This window comes from Pseudoalteromonas shioyasakiensis, assembly GCA_013391845.1.
Taxonomy (GTDB): Bacteria; Pseudomonadota; Gammaproteobacteria; order Enterobacterales; family Alteromonadaceae; genus Pseudoalteromonas; species Pseudoalteromonas apostichopi.
The window spans coordinates 827501-852856 of sequence record CP058414.1; the positions used below are offsets into that span (position 1 = coordinate 827501).

At 42.7% G+C, this 25356-nt stretch carries 19 protein-coding genes, 1 tRNA gene and 2 rRNA genes (1 of these 22 running past the window's edge); 12 read left to right on the plus strand and 10 right to left on the minus strand.

Going from position 1 to position 25356, the window contains the following annotated elements:
* Together HYD28_03785 and rrf are read left to right on the plus strand one after the other, a co-directional pair.
* Positions 1-988: ribosomal RNA gene (locus HYD28_03785) — 23S ribosomal RNA — on the plus strand; it begins 1921 nt to the left of the window's first position.
* Positions 989-1095: 107 nt separating this feature from the next.
* Positions 1096-1210: ribosomal RNA gene (rrf, locus tag HYD28_03790) — 5S ribosomal RNA — on the plus strand.
* A gap of 455 nt (positions 1211-1665) precedes the next feature.
* Here the strand turns inward: rrf and HYD28_03795 are convergent.
* From HYD28_03795 to cobA, 8 genes are all read right to left on the minus strand, one after another.
* Positions 1666-2928: an HAAAP family serine/threonine permease gene (locus tag HYD28_03795; protein QLE08153.1), complete on the minus strand. Its 1263-nt coding sequence runs from the start codon at positions 2926-2928 to the stop codon at positions 1666-1668.
* A gap of 154 nt (positions 2929-3082) precedes the next feature.
* Entirely contained in the window at positions 3083-3274 is a 192-nt protein-coding gene (locus HYD28_03800) for a hypothetical protein (protein QLE08154.1), read from the minus strand.
* 155 nt (positions 3275-3429) lie between these two features.
* A complete protein-coding gene (cysQ, locus tag HYD28_03805; protein ID QLE08155.1) occupies positions 3430-4200 on the minus strand; it encodes a 3'(2'),5'-bisphosphate nucleotidase CysQ in 771 nt (256 codons plus the stop codon).
* 3 nt (positions 4201-4203) lie between these two features.
* Positions 4204-4800, minus strand: a complete 597-nt coding sequence (gene cysC / locus HYD28_03810; protein QLE08156.1) for an adenylyl-sulfate kinase — start codon at positions 4798-4800, stop codon at positions 4204-4206.
* Positions 4801-4814: 14 nt separating this feature from the next.
* Positions 4815-6542 carry an SLC13 family permease gene (locus HYD28_03815; protein ID QLE08157.1) on the minus strand — a complete coding sequence of 576 codons (1728 nt, stop codon included), beginning with the start codon at positions 6540-6542 and terminating at the stop codon, positions 4815-4817.
* Between the two features lie 32 nt (positions 6543-6574).
* On the minus strand, positions 6575-7999 hold the full coding sequence (gene cysN, locus HYD28_03820) for a sulfate adenylyltransferase subunit CysN (protein ID QLE08158.1): 1425 nt from the start codon (positions 7997-7999) through the stop codon (positions 6575-6577).
* Positions 7999-8898, minus strand: coding sequence for a sulfate adenylyltransferase subunit CysD (gene cysD, locus HYD28_03825; protein QLE08159.1), 900 nt, complete (start codon positions 8896-8898; stop codon positions 7999-8001). The genes cysN and cysD overlap by 1 nt, the downstream gene beginning before the upstream one ends.
* A 35-nt stretch (positions 8899-8933) precedes the next feature.
* Positions 8934-10355 (minus strand): uroporphyrinogen-III C-methyltransferase, encoded by a 1422-nt coding sequence (cobA, locus tag HYD28_03830; GenBank protein QLE08160.1) that lies wholly within the window; start codon positions 10353-10355, stop codon positions 8934-8936.
* A gap of 272 nt (positions 10356-10627) precedes the next feature.
* Here cobA and deoC point away from each other — a divergent pair, with 272 nt between their 5' ends.
* On the plus strand, positions 10628-11371 hold the full coding sequence (gene deoC / locus HYD28_03835; protein ID QLE08161.1) for a deoxyribose-phosphate aldolase: 744 nt from the start codon (positions 10628-10630) through the stop codon (positions 11369-11371).
* Entirely contained in the window at positions 11361-11861 is a 501-nt protein-coding gene (locus tag HYD28_03840; protein QLE08162.1) for a hypothetical protein, read from the plus strand. The genes deoC and HYD28_03840 overlap by 11 nt, the downstream gene beginning before the upstream one ends.
* A gap of 44 nt (positions 11862-11905) precedes the next feature.
* Here HYD28_03840 and HYD28_03845 read toward each other — a convergent pair whose 3' ends face one another.
* Together HYD28_03845 and HYD28_03850 are read right to left on the minus strand one after the other, a co-directional pair.
* Positions 11906-13039: a peptidoglycan-binding protein gene (locus HYD28_03845; GenBank protein ID QLE08163.1), complete on the minus strand. Its 1134-nt coding sequence runs from the start codon at positions 13037-13039 to the stop codon at positions 11906-11908.
* A gap of 125 nt (positions 13040-13164) precedes the next feature.
* Positions 13165-17109: a response regulator gene (locus tag HYD28_03850; GenBank protein QLE08164.1), complete on the minus strand. Its 3945-nt coding sequence runs from the start codon at positions 17107-17109 to the stop codon at positions 13165-13167.
* Positions 17110-17272: 163 nt separating this feature from the next.
* On the opposite strand from HYD28_03850, the gene HYD28_03855 reads away from it, so the two are divergent.
* The 8 genes from HYD28_03855 to rpoB all read left to right on the plus strand — a co-directional run bounded on the left by HYD28_03855 (position 17273) and on the right by rpoB (position 25329).
* Positions 17273-17349 (plus strand) — tRNA-Trp (locus tag HYD28_03855).
* Positions 17350-17481: 132 nt separating this feature from the next.
* On the plus strand, positions 17482-17859 hold the full coding sequence (gene secE, locus HYD28_03860) for a preprotein translocase subunit SecE (GenBank protein ID QLE08165.1): 378 nt from the start codon (positions 17482-17484) through the stop codon (positions 17857-17859).
* Between the two features lie 4 nt (positions 17860-17863).
* Positions 17864-18421 carry a transcription termination/antitermination protein NusG gene (gene nusG, locus HYD28_03865; GenBank protein QLE08166.1) on the plus strand — a complete coding sequence of 186 codons (558 nt, stop codon included), beginning with the start codon at positions 17864-17866 and terminating at the stop codon, positions 18419-18421.
* A 214-nt stretch (positions 18422-18635) separates the two neighbouring features.
* On the plus strand, positions 18636-19064 hold the full coding sequence (gene rplK, locus HYD28_03870) for a 50S ribosomal protein L11 (GenBank protein QLE08167.1): 429 nt from the start codon (positions 18636-18638) through the stop codon (positions 19062-19064).
* A gap of 4 nt (positions 19065-19068) precedes the next feature.
* Entirely contained in the window at positions 19069-19773 is a 705-nt protein-coding gene (rplA, locus tag HYD28_03875) for a 50S ribosomal protein L1 (GenBank protein QLE08168.1), read from the plus strand.
* 319 nt (positions 19774-20092) lie between these two features.
* Positions 20093-20587 carry a 50S ribosomal protein L10 gene (rplJ, locus tag HYD28_03880; GenBank protein ID QLE08169.1) on the plus strand — a complete coding sequence of 165 codons (495 nt, stop codon included), beginning with the start codon at positions 20093-20095 and terminating at the stop codon, positions 20585-20587.
* A gap of 81 nt (positions 20588-20668) precedes the next feature.
* Entirely contained in the window at positions 20669-21031 is a 363-nt protein-coding gene (gene rplL, locus HYD28_03885) for a 50S ribosomal protein L7/L12 (GenBank protein QLE08170.1), read from the plus strand.
* A 272-nt stretch (positions 21032-21303) separates the two neighbouring features.
* Positions 21304-25329, plus strand: coding sequence for a DNA-directed RNA polymerase subunit beta (gene rpoB, locus HYD28_03890; protein ID QLE08171.1), 4026 nt, complete (start codon positions 21304-21306; stop codon positions 25327-25329).
* The last annotated feature ends 27 nt before the right edge of the window (positions 25330-25356 follow it).

Below are 25356 nucleotides of genomic sequence, written 5' to 3' on the forward strand. Positions count from 1 at the left end.
GAAATTCCTTGTCGGGTAAGTTCCGACCTGCACGAATGGTGTAACCATGGCCACGCTGTCTCCACCCGAGACTCAGTGAAATTGAAATCGCAGTGAAGATGCTGTGTACCCGCGGCTAGACGGAAAGACCCCGTGAACCTTTACTACAGCTTGGCACTGAACATTGAACCTACATGTGTAGGATAGGTGGGAGGCTTTGAAGCAGAGACGCTAGTCTTTGTGGAGCCGTCCTTGAAATACCACCCTTGTAGTTTTGATGTTCTAACGTTGGCCCCTAATCGGGGTTACGGACAGTGCCTGGTGGGTAGTTTGACTGGGGCGGTCTCCTCCCAAAGAGTAACGGAGGAGCACGAAGGTTGGCTAAGTACGGTCGGACATCGTACGGTTAGTGTAATGGTAGAAGCCAGCTTAACTGCGAGACAGACACGTCGAGCAGGTACGAAAGTAGGTCATAGTGATCCGGTGGTTCTGAATGGAAGGGCCATCGCTCAACGGATAAAAGGTACTCCGGGGATAACAGGCTGATACCGCCCAAGAGTTCATATCGACGGCGGTGTTTGGCACCTCGATGTCGGCTCATCACATCCTGGGGCTGAAGTCGGTCCCAAGGGTATGGCTGTTCGCCATTTAAAGTGGTACGCGAGCTGGGTTTAGAACGTCGTGAGACAGTTCGGTCCCTATCTGCCGTGGGCGTTTGAGAATTGAGAGGGGTTGCTCCTAGTACGAGAGGACCGGAGTGAACGAACCGCTGGTGTTCGGGTTGTCATGCCAATGGCACTGCCCGGTAGCTACGTTCGGAACTGATAAGCGCTGAAAGCATCTAAGCGCGAAGCAGGCCTCGAGATGAGTTCTCACTAGACTTTTAAAGTCTCTGAAGGGCCGTTGAAGACTACAACGTTGATAGGCAGGATGTGGAAGTGGTGCGAGCCATTAAGCTAACCTGTACTAATTACCCGTGAGGCTTAACCATACAACGCCAAACGCGTTTTATGACAGCGTAACAGACAGAAGTTAAGAAACTAAAGTAGACATTTACTGATATCAGAATTCCAGATTTATTAATTTGCTCAAAAGAGCGAATTAAAACCAAATTTGCTTGGTGACAATAGCGTTTTGGACCCACCTGACCCCATGCCGAACTCAGTAGTGAAACGAAACAGCGCCGATGATAGTGTGGCATTTGCCATGTGAAAGTAGGACATTGCCAGGCTCCAAATTAAAGAAAGCCCGATTCGAAAGAGTCGGGCTTTTTTGCGTCTGGAGCTGTCAGCTTTCAGCCGTCAGACGTCAGCTGAAATGTGGGGTTGTATAGTGCAGAGACTCCCTCAGCAACAAAACGTGTAGGAAGTACGTCAGTGCCGAATCTAGGCCGTAACAAACACATTCATGGCTAAAGCCATTCCTACAACGACACTCTTCCTAGAACCTAGCAATTCTTAGTGCCTCCGGCGGGATCTTATTGCTTAGGGGAGACTCTGACCAAAACACCTCCACCGAGCGGCTGAACGCTGAAAGCTGATAGCTCTGTGTTGGGTTTCACTTCGCTCTACCCAATCTACCAGACCTTAAAACGTTACCCTTTTTAACTTTACTCTCGAAACTCGCGAACTAAAAAAGCCCAGCAGGCTTCCCTGCTGGGCTTCTTAATGTATAAGCAGTTGTTGACTATTGAATCATGCTGTAAATAAGCGCAAATACAGCAAGAGAGCCAACTGTTAATACGAACAGTGTGCTCAAGCGGTTTCTGTATTTGTGTAAGCTAGGTACTTTATAAACGGCAATCATTGGCATGATGAAAAGTATCATGGCAATGATTGGGCCTGATAACTGATCCATCATGTCTAAAATACTTGGGTTGATCACTGAGCAATACCAAATAGCGAAGAACATGATAACAGTGCCAATCTTATCAACGAGTTTAGGGTTCATATGTGCTTGCTTACTAACAAGACCGTTGAAGCTTTCACGGGCACCTAAGAAGTGACCTAAGAATGAAGACGTAATCGCAATAAAGGCAACTAATGGTCCTAAGGTCGCAATAAATGAGTTATCAGTGATATTGGCAAGGAATGACAAGATAGAAACGTTATCAGCTTTTGCTTGTACCATTTGTTCAGTAGATAGTGACAGCACACACGAGAATACAAACAGTAAAACAAACACAATTAATAGTAGGCTGGTACGCTTCAGAATTGCTTCTGACTTCATTTTAGCATTGTTGCCGTAGTGAGCACGCTGTACATGCACAAAGCTTGATATTGCAGCTGCATGGCTAAATGAAAATACAATAATAGGTATTGATAACCAAAGTGTTTTCATGAAGCCCGAAAACTCAGGTACAGATACATCTGGCATTTGCCAGCTTGGGATTAAATAAATCGATAAGAAAAACAAAATAGCGACAAGTGGATAAACAAGTATCGAAAAAGCACGTAACATCAATGCTTCGCCACCCAGCATTAAGCTGATCATACCGCCAACGAGTACACCAGATAACAACACGCGTGGTGGCGACTCCATGCCTAACTGATTAACGATAAAGCTATCAACGGTATTTGTTAGGCCAACACCATAAATAAGTAAGATAGGGAAGATAGAGAGAAAATACAGTAAAGAGATCAAGCGCCCCGCATTTATGCCAAAGTGCTCTTCTACTACATCAGTAAAGTCAGCTTCAGGCTTTTTTGATGATAAAACAAATCGGGCTAAGCCTCTGTGGGCTAAGTAGGTCATCGGAAAAGCAAGGCATGCCATGATAATCAATGGCCAAAATCCGCCGATGCCGATATTAATTGGTAAGAATAAAATCCCAGCACCGACTGCGGTGCCAAATAAACTTAACACCCATTGGGTGTCATGAAGATTCCATTTTGAGTTACTACTTGTTGTCGATGCATCATACGGCATAGCATCTTGATGTGTGTTCATTAGCACTCCACTATTAGAATAATAATTGTCGCGCAGCATATAGAAAAGCGACTAAGAATGCATGTTTTAGCGTTGTGTTTAGATAACTATGCTGTAAGGAGAGACTTACAAAGGAAGAGAACTGGGCTCATTTAGAAAAGCCCAGTTGTGGTATTTATTCTGCTGCTGCAAGTGCGCGAGCTTTAATGTCTGCGGCGAATGCTAAACCTTTCTTAAAACGTGCCTCAGCTGCTGTGATTTCGCTTTCATCGCCATTAGCGGCAAGCACCCCTTGTGAAAGCGCTTTATATAGTGCGCTAATTTGTGACTCATAGCCGGCTTCAATTGCTTTTTCAACAGTCGTCATGGTTATTCCTTTAATAGATAAGATAGCAAAATACTATAGGAACAAGGACTTATTGGCTAGATAGGAGTGCCTATAAAGTAGGGAATATTAAAGTTTATGGCTCAATGCTGGGTTTCGCTGTGCTCTACCCAGCCTACGATATTTAACGGAAATCTTTAGTTCTGTAAGGCCGATACGACAAAAAACGGATTCAGATATTCTTCTTTACTGTTATACAGTAGTGGGCTGCCATCGAGTTTGCTAACCGTTGCACCTGCTATTTCGGCAATCGCATGACCTGCTCCCGTATCCCACTCACAGGTTGGGCCAAGGCGTGGGTATATATCAGCACTACCTTCGGCAACAAGACAAAGTTTTAGCGAGCTGCCTTTTGAAACCATTTCTACATCTTCAAACTGTTTTACGAATTCTGCTAAATCAGGAGAAGGGTGTGAGCGGCTTCCGACAACACGGATCAGCCCTTTATTTGGCTTACGGGTTACCTTAAGTTCGATACGCTCATCACCTTTATCTTTAAAGGCACCAATTGCTTCAGCAGCAATATACGACACACCTAATGCCGGTGCATCGACAACTGCCAATACTGGTTTACCTTTTTCAATCAAGGCAATATTCACGGTGAACTCGCCATTCTTTTTAATGAACTCTTTGGTGCCATCAATTGGGTCTACTAACCAGTAGCGTTGCCAAGTTTGACGGATATCCCAGCTAATATCAGCGCTTTCTTCGCTTAGAATTGGTACATCAGGGGTGAGGTGTTGTAAGCCATTCACAATCACTTTGTGAGCTGCTAGGTCGGCGTCGGTAACTGGGCTTTCATCAGCTTTGTACTCAACATTAAAGTCCTTTTCGTAAATCCCCATTATTGCACTACCTGCTTGGCGTGCGAGGAGTAATATTTCTTCTAGCAGTTCCGTTTGATTCATGACTTAACCTATAATTTGCTGTTGTTTTAAATACGCTACCAGTTCTTGCACCGATTGGTCTAGGGTGTTTTTGCTGGTATCGATTTTAATTTCTGGCGATGCAGGGATTTGGTAGTCTGAGTCTATACCGGTGAAGTGCTTAATTTCACCTGCACGGGCTTTTTTATAAAGCCCTTTAGGGTCGCGGGTTTCACACACTTCAAGCGGGGTATCTAAAAATACCTCAATAAACTCACCATCCTCTACTAAGTTTCTTACCATATCGCGTTCGCTTTGGAACGGCGAAATAAATGCGGTTAATACCACAAGACCGGCATCGACCATCAACTTTGCGGTTTCGCCTACGCGACGAATGTTTTCAACGCGGTCTTCATCAGTAAAGCCAAGATCTTTACACAAGCCATGACGCACATTGTCGCCATCGAGTAGGTAGGTGTGAACGCCTAATTGGTTTAATGCGCTTTCTAGTGCGTTTGCAACAGTGCTTTTACCTGAACCTGAAAAACCAGTGAACCATAGAATGGTTGGCTTATGCTTTTTTTGCTCACTACGCTGTGATTTGCTAATGGCGTAATTATGCCAAACGATATTTTCATCCATTGTCTTTACTCTCGTTATTGAAATGGGAATACCAGTGGTATGAGTGTTAAAACCGTAATCGAGTAAATAATCGATAAAGGTAAGCCCATGGCAATATAATCTTTAAGGCGGTAGTTTCCCGCGCTGTAAACCATCAAGTTAGTTTGATAACCAAATGGCGAAATGAAGCTAGCCGATGCACCAAATGCGACAGCCATAATAAAAGGCAACGGTGATACATCAAAACCAACGGCTAGTGCATACGCTACCGGAAACGAAAGCGCAGCAGCGGCATTATTGGTAATGAGTTCGGTAAACAAAACCGTCATTAAAAATATTGCGATAAATGCCCCGTAGGGCCCAAAGTCACCTAAAACGTATAACATGGCTGATGAAATTTCACCGGCAAGCCCTGTGCCTATCATGAGTTTGGCAAGGCCAATAGCACTACCCACTACTGCGAGTAACTCAATCGGAAAACGACGTTTTACTTCACTTAGCTTGATTGTGCCCGTTAGCATTAAACCGATAAGAAGAACGAGTAGGCCTTTCACTAAGGGAACAAGGCCAATAATACTTAACCCCAATACGGTTGCAAAACTCGCTAACACAATATTTGATTGCTTAGGTTTTAAATGGGTTTGTAAATCAAGACCTGAAATATAAACAAACTCGCGCTTTAAATTGGGTAGCGAGTAAAACTCTTTGCCAGGCGCAAGGATCAATGAGTCACCCGCTTGCAATTGAACTTTACCTAAGCCGCCTTGTAAACGGTCATGGCCGCGACGAATAGCAATAACGGCTGCATGAAACTGCTCACGAAAGCGAACTTCTTTAATTGTTTTACCAATGTATTTTGAAGAATGGCTAACAACAACTTCAACTAGGTGCTCAACGTCTTTCTCATGTTTGTCGTGCACAACTTTTAAGCCATCAAATTGGGTAAGCAGAGGCACTGACTTTATGTCACCTACAAACAGCAGTACGTCACCTTCTTTGATAACTTGTTTTGGTGTAACCGCGCAAATTCGTTTATCACCACGGATTATTTCGGCTAAGAACAAGTCTTTTAATTCACGAAGGCCATTCTCTTCAACACTTTTACCAATTAATTTCGAACCTGTTTCTACTTTACCTTCAAGGTAAAAGGGCACCACTTCTTGGTCGTTTTTACCGTTATCTGGTAAATACTTGAGCATCACCAAAATAGTGATAAGTCCGACGCTCAATGCGCCTAAACCAATCAAGGTAAAATCAAAAAAACCAAGGGGCTCCATTCCTGCTTCAACGGCAAAGCCATTAACAATTAAATTGGTTGAAGTGCCAATCAGCGTAATTGTGCCACCTAAAATGGCGGTATACGATAAAGGTAATAAAAGCTTAGAAGGTGAATGGGTCGGGCTTTCTTTTATTGCACTAATCAGTGATGCCACTACCGCAGTATTATTAGTAAATGATGATAAAAAGGCAGTTGATAAACCTAGTTTTGTCACCGAACTTGTCAGGCTGCCTTTCGAAAGAGACTGAGCAAGCTTTTGCACTAGCGTGGTTTTTTCTACAGCTATCGAAACGAGTACAAGTAGAATAAGCGTAATTAAAGAAGGGTTTGCATAGTTAATTAGCATATCTTCAAGACTGATCAGCCCTGCTAAATAACTAATACCAATAGCGCCGACAAATAACCATGCTGGTTTTAGTCGAGTGCCAAAAAGACACCCCACTAATACCAGCATAATGCCTGTTAATACCAGCTGTTGATACATGCTTTTTACTTCCTATAACAGGCGAATAATGATCATTTAAGCTTAGTTATATCAAGCGCTTGCCAATGAGGGAAGTGCTTGCGTACTAAAGCATTAAATTCAACTTCAAAGTCGCTAAAGCTACTTTGCTGCTCTTCAGTGCTAAGTAATTGCTCAATCATACCTGCCGCAACGGTTAAGTTTGATAGGCGATCAATTAAAATAAACGCACCTGTTTCATGGTTGTTGTGGTACTCATCGGCCAAAATTGTTTCAGTAAGCTCTAAGGTTACAATAGCAATTTCGTTAAGTTGTAATGAGTCAGCTTGACCATGCTCAAGGGTATTTACATCAATGGTGTGATCGATCTTTCTAACCACTGCTGAGGTGTTTTTGCTGCCTAACTTAAAGTTGTAGCTTTTACCTAATACTAACGGTGCTTCATGCATCCATACTAATTTAGCTTGAATACGGTTAGTAACAGCCGCTTTTGAAGCTGCTGGCACAATAACATCACCACGACTGATATCAATTTCATCATTTAACGTTAAAGTGATTGCTTGACCTGCTTCAGCCGTATCTAGGTTACCATCGAAAGTCACAATTTCTTTAATGCTTGAGCTTTTACCAGATGGTAAAACTTTTACTGCATCACCAACACTGAACTTGCCAGACGTTAAAGTGCCTTGGAAGCCACGAAAATCTAAGTTAGGGCGCACAACATATTGCACAGGAAGACGTGCTTCAAAACCGCTATCAATTTCAGCCGCTGGTGAGTCTTCAAGTAACTCAAGCAGTGGTTTATCTGTGTAGTAAGGTGTGTGTAGAGAGCGTGTTACTACGTTGTCACCCTTGAGTGCTGACATAGGTACAAACTTGATATTAGTAACATTTAGCTGCTCTGCAAATTTTAGATAATCCGCTTTGATTTTCTCATACACGGTTTCATCGAAATCGACGATATCCATCTTGTTGATTGCAACAACAAACTGCTTAATGCCGAGCGAATCGCAGATAAAGCTATGACGTTTAGTCTGCACTTGTACACCGTAACGAGCGTCGACTAAGATAATCGCCACATCGCTGGTTGATGCGCCGGTAACCATGTTGCGCGTGTACTGCTCATGTCCTGGCGTATCAGCAATGATGAACTTACGTTTTGCTGTTGAAAAGTAACGATAAGCAACGTCAATCGTAATACCTTGCTCACGCTCAGCTTGAAGGCCATCTACAAGTAGTGCTAAATCAAGCTCTTCACCCGCATTACCGACTTTTTCATTGTCTTTATGTAGTGCAGCAAGTTGGTCTTCATAAATTTGATGGCTGTCATGTAAAAGGCGGCCAATCAGGGTCGACTTACCGTCATCTACACTACCACAGGTAAGCATGCGTAAAAGGCTTTTGTCTTGCTGACGCGCAAGGTAGGCGTCGATGCCTAACTCTCTTACTTCATTAATTGTGTCGTTTGTTTTAGACATTAGAAATAGCCCTCACGTTTTTTCTTTTCCATTGAACCCGCAGAGTCGTGATCAATCACGCGGCCTTCACGCTCAGAAGAGGTTGAAAGCAGCATCTCTTCAATAATTTCAGTTAAGGTTCCTGCCGTTGATTCCACTGCACCTGTTAGCGGGTAACAACCAAGGGTACGAAAACGAACAGATTTCATTTGTGGTACTTCACCTTCTTCCAATGGCATGCGCTCGTCATCAACCATGATTAGCGTGCCGTTACGCTCTACAACAGGGCGTTCTTTAGCAAGGTAAAGTGGAACCATTTCAATGTTTTCTTGGTAGATATACTGCCAAATATCAAGTTCAGTCCAGTTAGATAATGGAAATACACGAATGCTTTCACCCGGGTTAACTTGGCTGTTGTACGTATTCCAAAGCTCTGGACGTTGGTTTTTTGGATCCCATCTGTGGTGCTTATCACGGAATGAGTAAACACGTTCTTTAGCACGAGATTTCTCTTCGTCACGACGTGCACCACCAAATGCAGCATCGAAGCCGTATTTGTCTAACGCTTGCTTTAAGCCTTGCGTTTTCATGATATCGGTGTGCTTTGCTGAGCCGTGTACAAACGGATTAATATCAATCTCTAACCCTTCAGGGTTTTTGTGGACGATTAAATCAAAACCATACTCTTTAGCTAGACGGTCACGAAACTCAATCATTTCCTTAAATTTCCAGTTGGTATCAACGTGTAAAAGTGGAAATGGAATTTTTGCTGGATAAAACGCTTTACGTGCTAAGTGTAATAACACTGATGAATCTTTACCGATTGAGTAAAGCATCACCGGGTTTTCAAACTCAGCAGCTACTTCGCGCATGATTTTGATACTTTCAGCTTCTAATTGCTGAAGGTGTGTTAAAGCCATTGTTAGTCGTCCTACTAAAATGATTAAAAGTTAAATTAAGCTACGCCAGTGATTGGCTGGGCAAAGCTGCTGGTTTGCTCGGTTTTACCAAACCATGCAAGCTGATGGTGCAATGATGCAACTTCGCCAATAATTAATAAGGCTGGTGAAATAATGCTATGGCGCGAAATCAAATCGGCCAGCTCACCTAATTGCCCTGTAACCACTCGTTGTTCTTTACGTGTGCCGTTTTCGATTATGGCAACGGGGGTGTCTGCACCGCGGCCGTGTTTCAATAATTGTGCTTGAATATGCGGTGATTTAATCACTCCCATATAAATTGCTAATGTCTGATTTGGCTTTGCGAGTGACTGCCAATCTAATTCTTGACCATCTTTTTTACAGTGACCTGTTACAAACTGAATGGCTTGCGCATGATCTCTGTGGGTAAGTGGAATACCAGCATATGCACTACAACCTGCAGCGGCAGTAATACCCGGTACAATTTGGTAACGTACTTGATTAGCGGCTAGCACTTGCACTTCCTCACCACCACGACCATAAATAAACGGGTCGCCACCTTTAATACGGCATACTTTTTTGCCTTGTTTGGCAAAATCGACCAGCATCTGATTAGTATCTTCTTGTGCAACACTATGATCGCCTAAACGTTTACCTACGCAAACTAAGTCGGCATCACGGCGTACTAAATCCATAATTTCATCAGAAACCAAGTAGTCATAAACAACGACGTCGGCTTGTTGCATTAATTGCAGTGCTTTTAGTGTTAATAACTCTGGGTCACCTGGGCCTGCACCAACAACATATACTTCGCCTTCAGGCTCTGGCTTAGCATCTAATAGTTGCTCTAATTGCGCTGAAGCAGCTTCGGTATTACCCGCTTGTACTTTGCTTACCACTGATGAATCAAATACGCCCTCCCAAAACTGGCGACGATCAGCAAAGTGTTTAAAGCGCTGTTTTACTTTATCACGGAAGCTACCTACTAATGTAGCGAGAGGACCAATATGTTGTGGAATAAGTGTTTCTAGTTTTTCACGTAAACGACGTGCTAAAACTGGTGCTGTGCCTGCACTTGAAATCGCAATTGTGATTGGATCACGGTCAACAATTGATGGAAAAATAAAGCTGCACTTAGGTTGGTCATCCACCACGTTAACGAAAATATTGCGCGCATTCGCAAGTTCGAAAACATCTTTGTTAACACTGTCTATATCAGTTGCGGCGATTACCAGCATTTGCTGATCCAGATACTGCTCTTTAAAAGTATCAGAAATCAGGTTTACTTCATCTTGCTTAGCAAGAGCGAGCAACTCATCGCAAAACTCAGGGGCGACTAGTGTCACATTGGCACGTGCTTTTAAAAACGCACGGCATTTGCGTAACGCGATATCTCCACCGCCGACTACCAGTACTGGTTTGTCGTCTAATTTGGTAAAGATTGGTAAATATTGCACTTTGTTCTCACCCCTAAAACACATCAACGAAACTGCTTATTGCAGGCAAGCAGAATATAGTGCTCTAAAAAAAGTAAAAAATAATTAAAACCAAGTTTATATAACTAAAAGTTATACCCGGTGGTTTGTTTTGGCTTAAGACTTAGTTAACAAGGGATTGCGACGAGTTACAAGTAAATAAGTAGCCTTATGGTGATTAGTTATGATTTATAGCCGAATGATAAAAATTTGCTACTATAGGTCACTAATATGGCAACACAAATATAAGAGCTATGACTAAAATGCAAACAAGCGCTGCCCAAGCGGTGGCACTGATGGACTTAACAACTCTGAACGACAGCGACACAACAGAAACCATTAATAACTTGGTTGCCAGTATTGAACCAAAGTTAGGTATTCCTGCTGCGGTCTGTGTGTATAGCCAGTTTGTAAGCGACGCTAAGCTTGCACTCGCTGAGCGTGAACTACAGCAAGTCAAAGTAGCTACAGTTACTAACTTTCCTAGTGGGGAGCAACCGTTAGAGCAAGTGATAAATGAAACGCTGTTTGCTATTGAGCGCGGAGCTGATGAAATTGATTTAGTGATCCCCTATAAAGCTTTAATTGCAGGTGATGAACGCAAAGTTTCAGAGTATGTTAAAGCGTCAAAAGAGGCATGTAGCAATAAAGCGCAACTCAAAGTAATTATAGAAAGTGGCGAATTAAGCGATGATCTCATCTCAACGGCCACTAAACTGGCAATTGAGGGCGGTGCTGATTTCGTTAAAACCAGTACCGGTAAAGTGACTGTTAATGCAACTCTAGCTGCAACAGATACCATGTTAAACACCATAAAAGCGAGTGGTAAAAAAATTGGTTTTAAGGCTGCGGGCGGAGTCAGAACAGTCACCGATGCTGCTGAGTATTTAGCGTTAGCTGAATCAATTATGGGTGAAGCGTATTTACAACCCGAGTTATTTCGTTTTGGCGCTTCAGGGTTATTAAAAGATGTGTATGCAACATTAAATGAATCGTGAAAGTGAACGAGAGAAAATAGCACTTGAGCATGGTGCAGCAAAGTTGTTTTTGCGCTGCTACGAAAAGCAGTTTGGTGTAAGCATGCGAAATATTTGGCATAACACACCGAGTAAGCCAGACGTGAGTTGTTATAAAGGTGATGAGCGGCTCGATATTGAAGTCGCCCATTTATATGCCAGTGAAACAGAAGCAATGGCGGTGTTAGGTAGGCCGCTGTCTATCTCAATGCAACGAGATCTTGCTGAAATGGCTTTAGCTCCAAGTAACGAGCGTCTGCACTGTGCTTTGCATCGGTTGTTGGCACAAAAAGCCAAGAAACATTACGAATCTACGCAGCCTTGGTTATTAATTCGAAATGCCAGTACTATATGGCATCTTGATGATTTTAAGTCAGTACTTACTCACCTTGATGTGCCTAAGTACCATCCATTTCAACAAATTTGGTTGTTATGTGATTTTTATCGTGGTGAGCTATTACAAATTTTATAACTAAGGTTTTAAACAGCCAGTGCTGGTACTGGCTGTTAGTTTGCTTAATTAAATTTAAAAATACTGCCAAGGCTTTCTAAACTTGATTTGTTCGTTTTGGCAATACACCCTGAATCATCAAGAGATTTTTTAGTCGTCTCATCCGCAAGGCCTGTCACTTTCAGCTTATTTTCTTGCTGATACTCAGTGAGTGCAATCACCGTTGCTTCATCGTACTCTACGTCTTCTACTTCATATTCTTCGTAGTGAGGCTGCCTTTTTAAATAACCTAAACAAACCAAGTTCAGTCGTGACATGGCTAAGTCTGTTTTTTCGTAGTAAGGCATTCTGTGAGTTGGAACATTAACCGATGCAACTGGCGCTTTAGCTGGTGCTGCAGCTGCGGTTACTTTTAGTGGTGCAGGTGCGGTATGGCCTGCTGCAATGGTGTTATCGCTATTATAGCGATAATAAGTTGTTGGTACTTTTGATTCCAAAAACTCAACGGCTTTGACGATGACTTCACGCAGTGCTTTTTCTTTTGGCGTGTTTGACCAGCTACTTAAGTTACCACCAACGAGTGCACCACCAAAGTTGGTAGCAGCTGATGTAAAGTCAAAATCTTTACTGCCACCCTCAACACTGGTAGCGGCTAAAATACGTGAAGTTCGCGTGTCGATCAAGCGCAAATCTATCGCCATGTGCGAACTTGAAAAACCCGCCGACACTGAGCTAAATACGTCACCGATAAAGCCACCACTGCCTACGCGGGTGCCCGAATTGTCATCATCGAATTCAGTAACAGCGGCAACTACGACAATTTCGGCACCTTCAATTTCACCATAAGCAGCACCTGAAGCTGCACTCACACGGCCTGATACAGCAAGGTCTTGTTCTGATAATACGGCATCAAGTGCTTGTCGTTCTAAGACAATAAAGCGATTGGTGCTAACTAATGCGGTTGTTAGTTGATCAGCCATACCTTCACCAATTTCTTTACGCCACCAACGTGAATCGTTTGATTTGTCAGTAAAGCGGGCAACAGCGATCCGAGCTTTTGGGCCATTGTATTGCTGCTGTGTCACTTCGTTTATATCTGGGCTATTGTTATTGCTTGTGGTGGTCGAAGTACTTTGGCATGCAGTCAGTGCCGCAGCAAGTAACGTAATCGAAATCGCTTTGTGTGTTTTGGTGAGCATATGACTTTCCTTAACTTATATCTCATGCAGTAAATAACGCCGCAATATGGGCTTTGTTGTTATTAATGTTTATATGGATAAGCTATAAAAATCAGTGTTTTATTGATAGCACTCAGACGAAAAGTTTATTCACTGATGCGAAATTCAACGCGTTTTTGATATTTTTCTCGGTACTGTTTTGGTGATAAGCCAACATAGCTCTTAAAGCTTCGCGCAAAATAGCTTTGCGAACTAAAGCCCGCTTGCTCTGCTACTTTACCAATCGCTAAATGGCCATCGACTAGCTGTTTCTTTGCAAACTCTAAGCGAGTATTGCGTAAATAGTCAGAGGGAGTTTGTGAATACAAGGCTTTCATTTTTAGTTGCAGAGCACGGGAGCTTAAACATAAGGCTGAGGCTAATTGCTCAACCGAAAAGTTTTCATCTTGATAATGGGCTTGTACTACTTGCTTGAGTTTTTCAGTGAAGGAATAATCTTTATTTTGTACTGTCACAGCGGCTGTATCACTATTCAGAGGAGCTGCCAGTTGTGCTGTTAGATGCTGGTTTAAAATTTGTCTAAGATTAAGCAATCCTTTTACTCTGCTTACTAGTAAAGTGGGCTCAAAAGGTTTGCTCAAAAAGTCATCGGCTAATAAATCAAGTCCTTTCAAGCGGCTGTGGGTATCTGCTTTAGCTGAAAGTAATAACACCGGAATATGGCTGGTGGCCGGGTTTGCTCTGAGTGCTGCTAACAGTTGATAGCCATTCATATTCGGCATCATTACATCACTGATAATGAGCTCTGGTAGGTCTGATTGGCATAAATCAAGCGCTTGCTGACCATCAGCTGCACAGATGCAGTTAAATTCTGCATTAAACAAAGCAAGTAGTAGTTCAGCCATTTCCTTATTATCTTCAACAATCAGTAATGTCTGTTGTGAGTCGCGTAGTTGCGTAATGCTATTAACCTGATTTTCAGCACACTCAACCATAGGCAATGACACAGTAAAGCAACTTCCCTCAGCAATTTTACTGCTTACGCTGATAGACCCACCGTATTGCTCTACAAGTTGCTTTACTAAGCTCAGGCCAATACCACTGCCAGGCTCTGATGATGCTACGCGGGTAAAGCGCTGAAAAATCGACTGTTGATGTTCACTGGCAATACCCACACCTGTATCAGTAATTTTAAAAATCAGTTGTTGCTGCACTTCATCAAGTTGAATATCGACTTTACCGCCGTTAGGCGTGTACTTAAGCGCATTACTTATCAGGTTACTGAAAATAGAATGAGCATGTTCGGGAGCAAGGTTAATCTTACATGTTGTTGAGGTAGTATCATCAAAGCTAAATTGCAGTTGTTTTTGCTCAAACAGAGCACTGAAATCTGCCACTAAGTCTGTTAAAAAGGTTGTAATGGAATAAGGGCTAACAGTGTAAATAGCTGTACTAGGGCGTTGACTCAATTGTAAAAGTTGATTGATCAGTTCAAGTAAGCGTTGGCAGTTACGTTTTATACTAGCCAGTTGATTTTGAGCTTGGGGGTCTGTATTACTTCGCTGTAACTGGCTGATCGGGGCAAGTATTAAACTCAATGGTGTTTTTAGCTCATGGCTAATGTTATCTAAAAATTGATCTTTTAATTTGTTTAGCTCAATCTCTGTTTGTTTTTCTTGCTCTGCGAGTTTGCGTTTGTACAAGGAATTTAAAAGAAGCCAGGTCAGTGATAAAGCACAAATAAAGTAAATAGCATAGGCTAATTTACTTTGCCACCAAGGAGGCACAACAGTTAATGTTAGTAGCTTTTTGCTGTCACTCCATTGCCCATATTGATCTTTCACTTTTATTAATAATTTGTAGTTCCCAGCAGGGAGCTGAGGGTAATTAATTTGTCTAAGGGATGCATCTGTATATAAAAATTGTTCATCAAAGCCAGCAAGCTTGTAGCCGTATTGGTAGTGCTTTGGTGTCGATCCGTTTTTTAATGCACTAAATTTAAAGCCGATAACGCCAGCAGATTTTGCAAACGCAAATGTCTGAGTTGCACTCGCAAGGGTATTTGCTTGCTTATCGAAGTGATTACTCTTAATGACTCTGTTGTTTAATAATAATTCGGTTAAAACAGGGGTAGGGGGAGAGTGCGATAACTTTAGTTGCTCAGGGTAAAAATGATTATAACCATTGATGCCACCAAAAAATAACTCGCCATCGTCTGCTTGAAAGCTCGCACCCAGTATAAAAGATTGGTGCTGAATGCCATCTTCTGGCAAAAACTGCTGCATTTGCTCTGTGGTGTGGTTATAGCGAGTGAGTCCGCCATTGGTTGCTAGCCAAAGCATACCTTGCTTATCGGCGAGAATGTCAAAAATGTTATCGTTCGCCAAACCTTGTTGCTCAGTAATTTGTTTCACCCTGAAGTTATGCTTATTAACTTGATTCAAGCCTTGCATGGTGCCAACCCAAACACTATCGCCATTCAATAATAAAGAGGTGACCATGTTATGGCTGAGCCCAGCTCCGTTAGAGCCTTGCTCATCTAATAAACTAAATTGCTTAGTAGTGATATCCAGTTTATTGAGCCCTGCTCGAGTGCCGACCCAAAGTGAGTGCTCTTCACTATCGTAAGCAAGAGTAAATACGGTGTTACTGGCAAGACTGTTTTGAGAATCACTATGTTTATAGTGAGTAACTTTGCCTGATTTTGGCTCAAAGCGAGTTAACCCTTGGTTACTCCCAAGCCAAAGAGCACCAACTTTGTCGCTAGTTATTGCATATACGCGGTCACTGGCTAGCTGGTGGCTTTGCATAGTGAAGGCTTTAAATTCATCACGACTATCTTGATACTTAATTAAGCCACCACCGTAAGTACCTATCCATAACTGCTTGTTAGCATCTTCATGAAGGGCAAATATATTATTATTTGGCAGGGCATTTTTATAATGTTGGTAACCAAACGCTGTTTGACGGTTGAGTCCGTCACGGGTGCCAATCCATACCTCGCCATTGGCTCTTTTTATTATTGAGCGAACAAAATTATGACTTAGTGAATTTGGCTGTGAGGTTTGTAACTGATGAGAAAACTGCTGTTGCTTAGGATCATAGCGATGCACACCATAACCATCGGTGCCCAACCACATAATGCCTTGTGAATCTTGATAAAGAGATAGGAGAAAGTCGCTAGTCAAGCCATTGGGGTTTTGCTTGTCATGGTCGTATCGAATGTATTGGTCTTGTAAGTCAGCATCTGCAGGTAAAAAGTATAGACCTCGCCCGTAGCTTGTAAGCCAAAGGTTTTGCTGTTGGTCAATAAGGCTGTCAGTGATCCAGACACCATTTAACTGTTCGATTTGCTCACTGGTTTGCGTAAGTAAATCTAATGAATATAAGCCTTGCTTTGCACCAATAAGCAGTTTTTCATGATTCAACAATTTTAGATGCCAGAGCGGTGAAGTGATTTGAGTATGTTGAGTAAATTGCTCTGTGCTTGGGTTAAATGAAATAAGTCCCATATCAGTGGCAAGCCAGATGAGTTCATCGGTAATAACAATGTCACGTACAAGCGGCAACTGCTGATCTATTTTGTATTGGAAATGTTCAAATTCTTGGTTTGATATATCAAAACGAGTTAACTTACCATGTTCGTGACCTAGCCAAAGAACATCACCTTTAGCCAGTACCATTGACCAAATTTTATCTTCACTTAGTCCTGCCTCATTAGAAGTCGAATAAACCTCAAATTGGCCAGTCTCAGGATTGAGTTTATTGAGTCCTTTGCTGGCGGTCGAAAACCACAGCTGATTATTACTGTCCTTGGCACAGCCTGTGATCCAATTTCCAGAAATACTTTTATTATTGCTGTTAGCTTTGAAGCGTTTAAATTCATAACCATCAAAGCGGTTCAAACCTCCCTGTGTGGCAAACCATAAAAAGCCTTGCTGATCAGTTATGCTGCAAGTGATAGAGTTTTGACTTAGACCTTGTTGGCTATTAAAAGTAGCTAGGTGTAACGAGCGAGCATTAGCCTGCTTACATATCAAGGTGACGAGGCATAACAGTACAATATTAAAAGAGAGTTTAAATGGCAGCACACTGATCCATGTAGTTTTTTAGTTCCTATATCGGGTTTATAATAAACTGCTTTTTAATCAATGTTAATATTGATTTTTAAACGAACTGATGAGATTTTAACTAATGGGTATCTTTTACTCTTGTGTTAATGAATTGCGTAAGTATAATAGGCATCCACTTTGCAGGGGCGTAGTTCCAATTGGTAGAACAGCGGTCTCCAAAACCGACGGTTGGGAGTTCGAATCTCTCCGCCCCTGCCACTTTTTAAACAATGTGTGTTGAGTCTGAATTTAAAAATCGGTTTAAACAAGTCAGTTTTTAAGTTTAGATTTTAATGGATTAACCCTGCCAGAGCGCAGGGTTGTTGTGTCTGTAGTTAAGGTAAAAATATTATGAGCACGAATGTAGAAACACCATCAAGTGCGATGGATTCAGTAAAGTGGATTGTAGCAATTGCGCTACTAGCAGGCGCAGTCGTTGGTAACCACATGTTTGCAGACCAATCTGTATTATTACGTGCTATTGGTGTAGTGGTTGCTGTTGCAGCTGGTTTAGGCATTGCCTCACTAACTGAAAAAGGTCGTACTTTTCTTGCGTTTGCAAAAGAGTCACGTATCGAAGTACGTAAAGTTGTGTGGCCAACTCGCCAAGAAACAACACATACGACATTAATTGTAATGGTTGCAACTGTGATTATGGCACTTATCCTTTGGGGATTAGATGGCATTTTGTTCCGCGCAGTAGGCTTTTTAACTGGATTGGAGATCTAATCCCATGTCGGATGAGAAGAACGAAAAGAAACTACGTTGGTACGTAGTGCAAGCTTTCTCTGGTTACGAGAAGCGTGTAGCACAAACTATTCTTGAGCACATCAAGATTGAAGGTTTGGAAGATAGTTTTGGTGAAGTATTAGTACCAACTGAAGAAGTTGTTGAGATGCGCGCTGGTCAAAAGCGTAAATCTGAGCGCAAATTCTTCCCAGGTTATGTACTAGTTCAAATGGACATGAACGATGCAAGCTGGCACTTAGTGAACAGCACAGCACGTGTTATGGGCTTCATTGGTGGTACGTCTGATCGTCCAGCTCCAATCAGCCAAAAAGAAGCTGATCGCATCTTGAACCGTCTGCAAGAGAACTCTGAAGCGCCTAAGCCTGCAACATTATTTGAACCAGGTGAAGTTGTTCGTGTTATCGATGGTCCATTTGCTGACTTCAGCGGTGTTGTGGAAGAAGTTGATTACGAGAAGAGCCGCGTAAAAGTGTCTGTTCTTATCTTCGGTCGTTCGACACCTGTTGACCTTGAATTCGGTCAAGTTGAGCAAGACAAGTAAGTAAGAAATTAAAGCTGCCAAAATTGTTTAATATTTTGGCAATAAGCTTGAAAAAGGCCGCTGATTAACTTATAATCAGCGGCCTTTTTGTGTTAGGGCAAGTTATAACTTGTTTTATCACTAAAAAGTGAGAACCAATTTTTAAACTGGGAAGCCGTTAGAGTACGCGTCCTCGCGCGCACAAGGCTATGACCCACCAAATGAGGTATTTATTATGGCTAAAAAAGTTGAAGCTATTATCAAGCTACAAGTTGCCGCTGGTATGGCTAACCCTAGTCCTCCAGTAGGTCCAGCACTAGGTCAACACGGTGTAAACATCATGGAATTCTGTAAAGCGTTCAACGCACGTACAGAGTCTATCGAAAAAGGCGCTCCAGTTCCTGTAGTGATCTCTGTTTACGGTGACCGTTCTTTCACGTTCGACATGAAAACTCCACCGGCTGCTTACTTACTTAAGAAAGCTGCAGGTATCAAATCAGGTTCTGGCCGTCCTAACACTGAAAAAGTGGGTACAGTAACTCGTGCTCAACTTGAAGAAATCGTTGAGACAAAACGACCTGACCTTACAGCGGCTGATATGGACGCTGCAGTTCGCACTATCGCAGGTTCTGCGCGTGCGATGGGCTTGAACGTAGAGGACTAAGATAATGGCAAAATTAACTAAACGTATGCGTACAATCCGCGAAAAAGTGGATGCGACTAAAGATTACGAAATCAACGAAGCAGTTGCTCTTTTAAAAGAGTTAGCGACAGCTAAATTCGTAGAAAGTGTTGACGTTGCTGTTAACCTTGGTATCGATGCTCGTAAATCTGACCAAAACGTACGTGGTGCAACTGTACTACCTAACGGTACTGGTCGTGAAGTTCGTGTTGCTGTATTCACACAAGGCGCTAACGCAGATGCTGCGAAAGAAGCTGGTGCTGAATTAGTGGGCATGGAAGATCTTGCTGAACAAGTTAAGAAAGGCGAGATGAACTTTGACGTTGTTGTTGCATCTCCAGACGCTATGCGTGTTGTTGGTCAACTAGGTCAAATCTTAGGTCCACGTGGTCTAATGCCAAACCCTAAAACTGGTACTGTAACGCCTAACGTTGCAGAAGCAGTTAAAAATGCGAAAGCAGGTCAAGTTCGTTACCGTAACGACAAGAACGGTATCATCCATACTACTATCGGTAAGGTTGATTTCACTGCTGAGCAACTTCAACAAAACCTTGAAGCTCTTATTGTTGCGCTTAAGAAGGCTAAACCTTCTCAAGCAAAAGGTACTTACGTGAAGAAAGTAACTATCTCTACAACAATGGGCGCAGGTGTTGCTGTTGACCAAAACTCTCTAAGCACAGTTGTTGCTTAATTAAGAGTTTACATGGCGCGAAATTTGAACTATAATTTTGCGCCATTTTGTTGAGAAAGTTAATTTCAAAACAAGTAAAGAATTCGGGTTGAAGTCCATAATTTCGTAATGCTCTCGGGTAAAAACGATAAATTGGGCTTCCGTCCAAGACCGTAGGCGGCTTCGGCCTTAATATTTTACCTACGTAGACGGTGTGAATCCCCAGATAGATTTTTCCTAATCTTCTGGCTCTCGCCGTAAAAAGCATCTCCATCTTAGATGGGGAAGAGTAGAACAGGGAAGCCAATTTCGGCAACCCATTAAACCAGGAGTAACACCCATGGCTTTAAATCTTCAAGGCAAAAAAGCAATTGTTGCTGAAGTCAACGAAGCAGCCACTGGTGCTCTTTCTGCAGTTGTTGCAGATTCTCGTGGTGTAACAGTTGGTGCTATCACTGCCCTTCGTAAAGAAGCTCGTGAAGCTGGTGTATGGATGAAAGTTGTTCGTAACACTTTAGCTAAACGTGCTATTGAAGGTACAGATTTTGAGTGCCTTTCTGACTCACTTGTTGGTCCAAGCTTAATCGCTTTCTCTTCAGAGCACCCAGGTGCTGCTGCGCGTATCTTCAAAGATTTCGCGAAGAAGAACGAGAAATTCGAAGTTAAGACGGCTGCATTTGAAGGTAACGTAGTAGACGCAGCTATGCTAGCAACTCTACCTACTTACGACGAAGCTGTTGCACGCTTAATGAGCGCTATGAAAGAAGCGTCTGCAGGTAAATTGTGTAAAACAATTGAAGCAGTACGTGTACAGAAAGAAGAGCAAGCTGCTTAATTTTAAGCTGTTTTTTTGTTCACTTTCGGTGTAATATTTTTTTTGGGCTATATTTAGTCCGTAATAATTAGGAAATTTGTAATGTCTGTAACTAAAGACCAAATCCTTGATGCTATTGCTGAAATGTCAGTAATGGACGTTGTTGCTCTAGTTGAAGCAATGGAAGAAAAATTCGGCGTAACTGCAGCAGCTGCTGTTGTTGCTGGTCCTGCTGCTGAAGCAGCTGAAGAAAAGACTGAGTTCGACGTAATCCTTACTGGCGCTGGCGCTAACAAGGTTGCAGCTATCAAAGCTGTACGTGGTGCTACTGGTCTTGGCCTTAAAGAAGCTAAAGCACTTGTTGAAGCAGCTCCTGCACCTATCAAAGAAGGTGTATCTAAAGAAGAAGCTGAAGCACTTGCAAAAGACCTTACTGAAGCTGGTGCTGAAGTTGAGGTTAAGTAATCTAGCTTACGCTAGGTTCGCTGCCTGAGTAATCAGGCAAGGGCTGGTGATTATTTAATCACCGGCCTTTTTGCGCTATGGAGCGATGCAATCCTGTAACGCAAATAAAATCTAATTTTCTCTTTACTTTCAAGTTGTTACCTTAATCGGTGTTGAAAGTGGCAGAGCAAAATAGAACAACAATTTAATGTTGTACATCTTGGCATAGATGCCAGTTAAGTCTGTTCTTACAAGAACAGGTCGGGTCAAAGATCAGCAAGCTGAGGAACCCCATGGCTTACTCTTATTCTGAAAAGAAACGTATCCGTAAGGATTTTGGTAAACGTCCACAAGTTTTGGATATACCTTTCTTACTGTCGACGCAGTTAGAATCGTTTAAAAAATTCTTAGTCCCTGACGCTGATGGCGATCACGGTTTGGAAGCTGCATTCCGTTCTGTGTTTCCTATCAAAAGCTACTCGGGAAATTCTGAGCTTCAATACGTAAGTTATCGTATTGGTGAGCCAGTATTCGATGTAAAAGAATGTCAAATTCGCGGTGTGACTTATTCTGCTCCACTTCGCGTAAAATTGCGTCTTGTGGTGATGGACAAAGAAGCACCAGGCACAGTTAAAGACATTAAAGAGCAAGAAGTTTACATGGGCGAAATTCCGCTCATGACTGATACCGGTACCTTTGTTATCAATGGTACAGAGCGTGTTATCGTTTCTCAGCTACACCGTAGCCCTGGTGTATTCTTTGATAACGACCGCGGTAAAACTCACTCGTCAGGTAAAGTGCTTTATAACGCGCGTGTAATTCCTTACCGTGGTTCATGGTTAGACTTCGAGTTTGATGCAAAAGATAACCTTTATGTACGTATTGACCGTCGTCGTAAATTACCGGCGTCAATCATCTTACGTGCACTAGAGTACTCAACGGATGAAATCCTAGAGATATTCTTCGATACAACTACGTTTGAAGTTGCTGACGGTAAAGTTCTTATGGAACTTGTTCCTTCGCGCTTACGTGGTGAAACTGCCGCTTTTGATATCAAAGGCGAAGACGGTGAAGTCCTTGTTGAAGCGGGTCGTCGTATTACTGCGCGTCACATCAAGAACATCGAGAAAAAAGGTATTAACCAATTAGAAGTACCGCATGAGTACATCATTGGTCGTGTTGTAGCTAAAAACTATGTTGATGAGTCAACAGGTGAGATCATCGCAAACGCGAATGACGAGCTATCACTTGAGCTAATGGCTGAATTGGTTAAAGCAGGTCACACTAAGATTGATACTCTATATATCAACGAAGTTGACAGCGGCGCCTACATGTCAGATACATTACGTATCGACACAACAAGCAACCGTTTAGAAGCATTAGTAGAAATTTATCGCATGATGCGCCCAGGCGAGCCACCGACGAAAGACGCGGCTGAAGCCTTATTTGATAACTTGTTCTTCTCTGACGAGCGTTACGATTTATCAACAGTTGGTCGTATGAAGTTCAATAGCCGTGTAGGTTATGACTCAGATACTGGCCCTGGCACATTATCGAAAGAAGACATCGTAGCTGTTATGAAAGTGCTTATCGCTATTCGTAACGGTGTTGGCGATGTTGATGATATCGACCACTTAGGCAACCGTCGTATCCGTAGTGTTGGCGAAATGGCTGAGAACCAATTCCGCGTTGGTCTAGTACGTGTTGAGCGTGCTGTACGTGAGCGTTTAAGCTTAGGTGACCTTGACGCTGTAATGCCACAAGATCTTATTAACGCTAAGCCTATTTCGGCAGCGGTTAAAGAGTTCTTTGGTTCATCTCAGTTATCACAGTTCATGGACCAAAATAACCCGCTTTCAGAAGTAACGCATAAGCGTCGTATTTCTGCATTAGGTCCGGGTGGTTTAACACGTGAACGCGCTGGCTTCGAAGTTCGAGACGTTCACGTAACTCACTATGGTCGTGTATGTCCAATCGAAACGCCTGAGGGTCCAAACATCGGTCTAATTAACTCACTGTCTACGTACGCACGTACTAATGACTATGGTTTCTTAGAAACACCTTACCGTAAAGTGGTAAACGGTGTAGTTACTGATGAAGTAGATTACTTATCAGCCATTGAAGAAGGTCAGTTTGTTATCGCTCAGGCGAACTCAAACTTGAACGAAAACAATGAGTTTGTTGATGAACTAATTCCATGTCGTCACAAAGGTGAATCAACCTTTATGGGCAAAATGGACCAACAATATATGGACGTATCACCACAACAGGTGATCTCTGTAGCGGCAGCACTTATCCCGTTCCTAGAACACGATGATGCTAACCGTGCATTGATGGGTTCAAACATGCAACGTCAAGCCGTACCAACTCTTATCGCGGACAAACCGCTGGTAGGTACAGGTATCGAGCTTACACTAGCGAAAGACTCTGGTGTAACTATCGTTGCTAAGCGTGGTGGTGAAGTAATGTATGCGGATGCAAGCCGCATCGTTGTAAATGTACATGAAGATGAGCGTGTTCCTGGTGAAGCGGGCATCGATATTTACAACCTTACTAAATACACTCGCTCAAACCAAAATACATGTATTAACCAAAAACCAACTTGTATGGTTGGTGAGCCGGTAACACGTGGTGACGTATTAGCAGATGGTCCTTCGACTGACCTTGGTGACTTAGCACTTGGTCAAAACCTTCGCGTGGCATTCATGCCATGGAACGGTTATAACTTCGAGGATTCAATCCTACTATCAGAGCGCGTAGTTCAAGAAGATCGTCTAACGACTATCCACATTCAAGAACTACAATGTATCGCACGTGATACTAAATTAGGTCCAGAAGAGATCACAGCAGATATTCCTAACGTAGGTGAATCTGCACTAGGCAAGCTTGATGAGTCAGGCGTTGTTTATATCGGTGCTGAAGTTAAAGGCGGCGATATCCTAGTAGGTAAAGTGACTCCGAAAGGCGAAACGCAATTAACACCAGAAGAAAAGCTACTACGTGCTATCTTCGGTGAGAAAGCGTCAGACGTTAAAGACAGCTCTTTACGCGTACCAAACTCTGTAACTGGTACTGTAATCGACGTACAAGTTTTCACCCGTGACGGTGTTGAAAAAGATAAGCGTGCGTTAGAAGTTGAAGACATGCAGCTTCGCGAAGCGAAGAAAGACTTCAACGAAGAGTTCCGTATCTTAGAAGCAGGCGTATTAGAGCGTGCTCGTAAGTTACTTGTTGACGCTGGTCTGAACGCAGATTCAATTGCATCACTAAATGCTGAAAAGCTGCTTACTCAAAGCCTTGCTGAAGAAGATAAGCAAGCTGAACTTGAGCAACTAGCCGCTCAGTACGATGAGCTTAAAGCTGAATACGATAAGAAGTTTGAAAACAAACGTCGTAAGATCACTCAAGGTGACGACTTAGCACCAGGCGTACTTAAGATTGTTAAAGTATACCTAGCTGTTAAACGTCGTATCCAACCGGGTGATAAGATGGCGGGTCGTCACGGTAACAAAGGTGTTATCTCGACTATCGTACCAGTAGAAGATATGCCATACGATGACAAAGGTCGTACGGTAGACATCGTTCTGAACCCGCTAGGTGTACCATCACGTATGAACATCGGTCAGATCCTAGAAACTCATATGGGTCTTGCTGCACGTGGTGTGGGTGAGCGCTTAGAAGAAATGATGAAAGAGCAGCGTGAACTGCACGAAATCCGTAGCTTCGTTAAGAAAGTTTACGAATTAGGTGATTGTCGTCAGAAAGTCGATATCGACTCGTTCTCTGATGATGAAGTTCGTCGCTTAGCTGAAAACTTGAAAGGTGGTTTACCGATCGCAACTCCAGCCTTTGATGGTGCTCGTGAAAGCGAAATCAAAGACTTACTTGAGCTTGGTGGTTATCCAAGAAGCGGTCAAGTTACACTTTATGATGGCCGTACTGGCGATCAGTTCGAACGTCAAGTAACTGTTGGTTACATGTACATGTTGAAACTTAACCACTTGGTTGATGACAAGATGCACGCACGTTCAACTGGTTCTTACAGCCTTGTTACTCAGCAGCCGCTGGGTGGTAAAGCTCAGTTCGGTGGCCAGCGTTTCGGTGAGATGGAGGTGTGGGCACTAGAAGCTTACGGTGCTGCATATACTCTACAAGAAATGCTAACAGTGAAATCGGATGACGTGAACGGTCGTACTAAGATGTATAAGAACATCGTAGATGGTAACCATAAGATGGAACCAGGTATGCCAGAATCGTTCAACGTATTGTTGAAAGAAATCCGCTCACTGGGTATCAACATCGAGTTGGAAGAAAATTAAGCCATTTAGGTGCGGCGTAAGCCGCAT

Coding starts and splice junctions, on each gene's coding strand:
- secE (QLE08165.1), top strand. CDS start 17,482: ATGAGCACGAATGTAGAAACACCATCAAGTGCGATGGATTCAGTAAAG.
- cysC (QLE08156.1), bottom strand. CDS start 4,800: ATGGATGAAAATATCGTTTGGCATAATTACGCCATTAGCAAATCACAG.
- HYD28_03800 (QLE08154.1), bottom strand. CDS start 3,274: ATGACGACTGTTGAAAAAGCAATTGAAGCCGGCTATGAGTCACAAATT.
- cysQ (QLE08155.1), bottom strand. CDS start 4,200: ATGAATCAAACGGAACTGCTAGAAGAAATATTACTCCTCGCACGCCAA.
- rplJ (QLE08169.1), top strand. CDS start 20,093: ATGGCTTTAAATCTTCAAGGCAAAAAAGCAATTGTTGCTGAAGTCAAC.
- rpoB (QLE08171.1), top strand. CDS start 21,304: ATGGCTTACTCTTATTCTGAAAAGAAACGTATCCGTAAGGATTTTGGT.
- rplL (QLE08170.1), top strand. CDS start 20,669: ATGTCTGTAACTAAAGACCAAATCCTTGATGCTATTGCTGAAATGTCA.
- HYD28_03840 (QLE08162.1), top strand. CDS start 11,361: ATGAATCGTGAAAGTGAACGAGAGAAAATAGCACTTGAGCATGGTGCA.
- rplK (QLE08167.1), top strand. CDS start 18,636: ATGGCTAAAAAAGTTGAAGCTATTATCAAGCTACAAGTTGCCGCTGGT.
- deoC (QLE08161.1), top strand. CDS start 10,628: ATGACTAAAATGCAAACAAGCGCTGCCCAAGCGGTGGCACTGATGGAC.
- cysD (QLE08159.1), bottom strand. CDS start 8,898: ATGGCTTTAACACACCTTCAGCAATTAGAAGCTGAAAGTATCAAAATC.
- nusG (QLE08166.1), top strand. CDS start 17,864: ATGTCGGATGAGAAGAACGAAAAGAAACTACGTTGGTACGTAGTGCAA.
- HYD28_03815 (QLE08157.1), bottom strand. CDS start 6,542: ATGTATCAACAGCTGGTATTAACAGGCATTATGCTGGTATTAGTGGGG.
- cysN (QLE08158.1), bottom strand. CDS start 7,999: ATGTCTAAAACAAACGACACAATTAATGAAGTAAGAGAGTTAGGCATC.
- HYD28_03795 (QLE08153.1), bottom strand. CDS start 2,928: ATGAACACACATCAAGATGCTATGCCGTATGATGCATCGACAACAAGT.
- HYD28_03845 (QLE08163.1), bottom strand. CDS start 13,039: ATGCTCACCAAAACACACAAAGCGATTTCGATTACGTTACTTGCTGCG.
- rplA (QLE08168.1), top strand. CDS start 19,069: ATGGCAAAATTAACTAAACGTATGCGTACAATCCGCGAAAAAGTGGAT.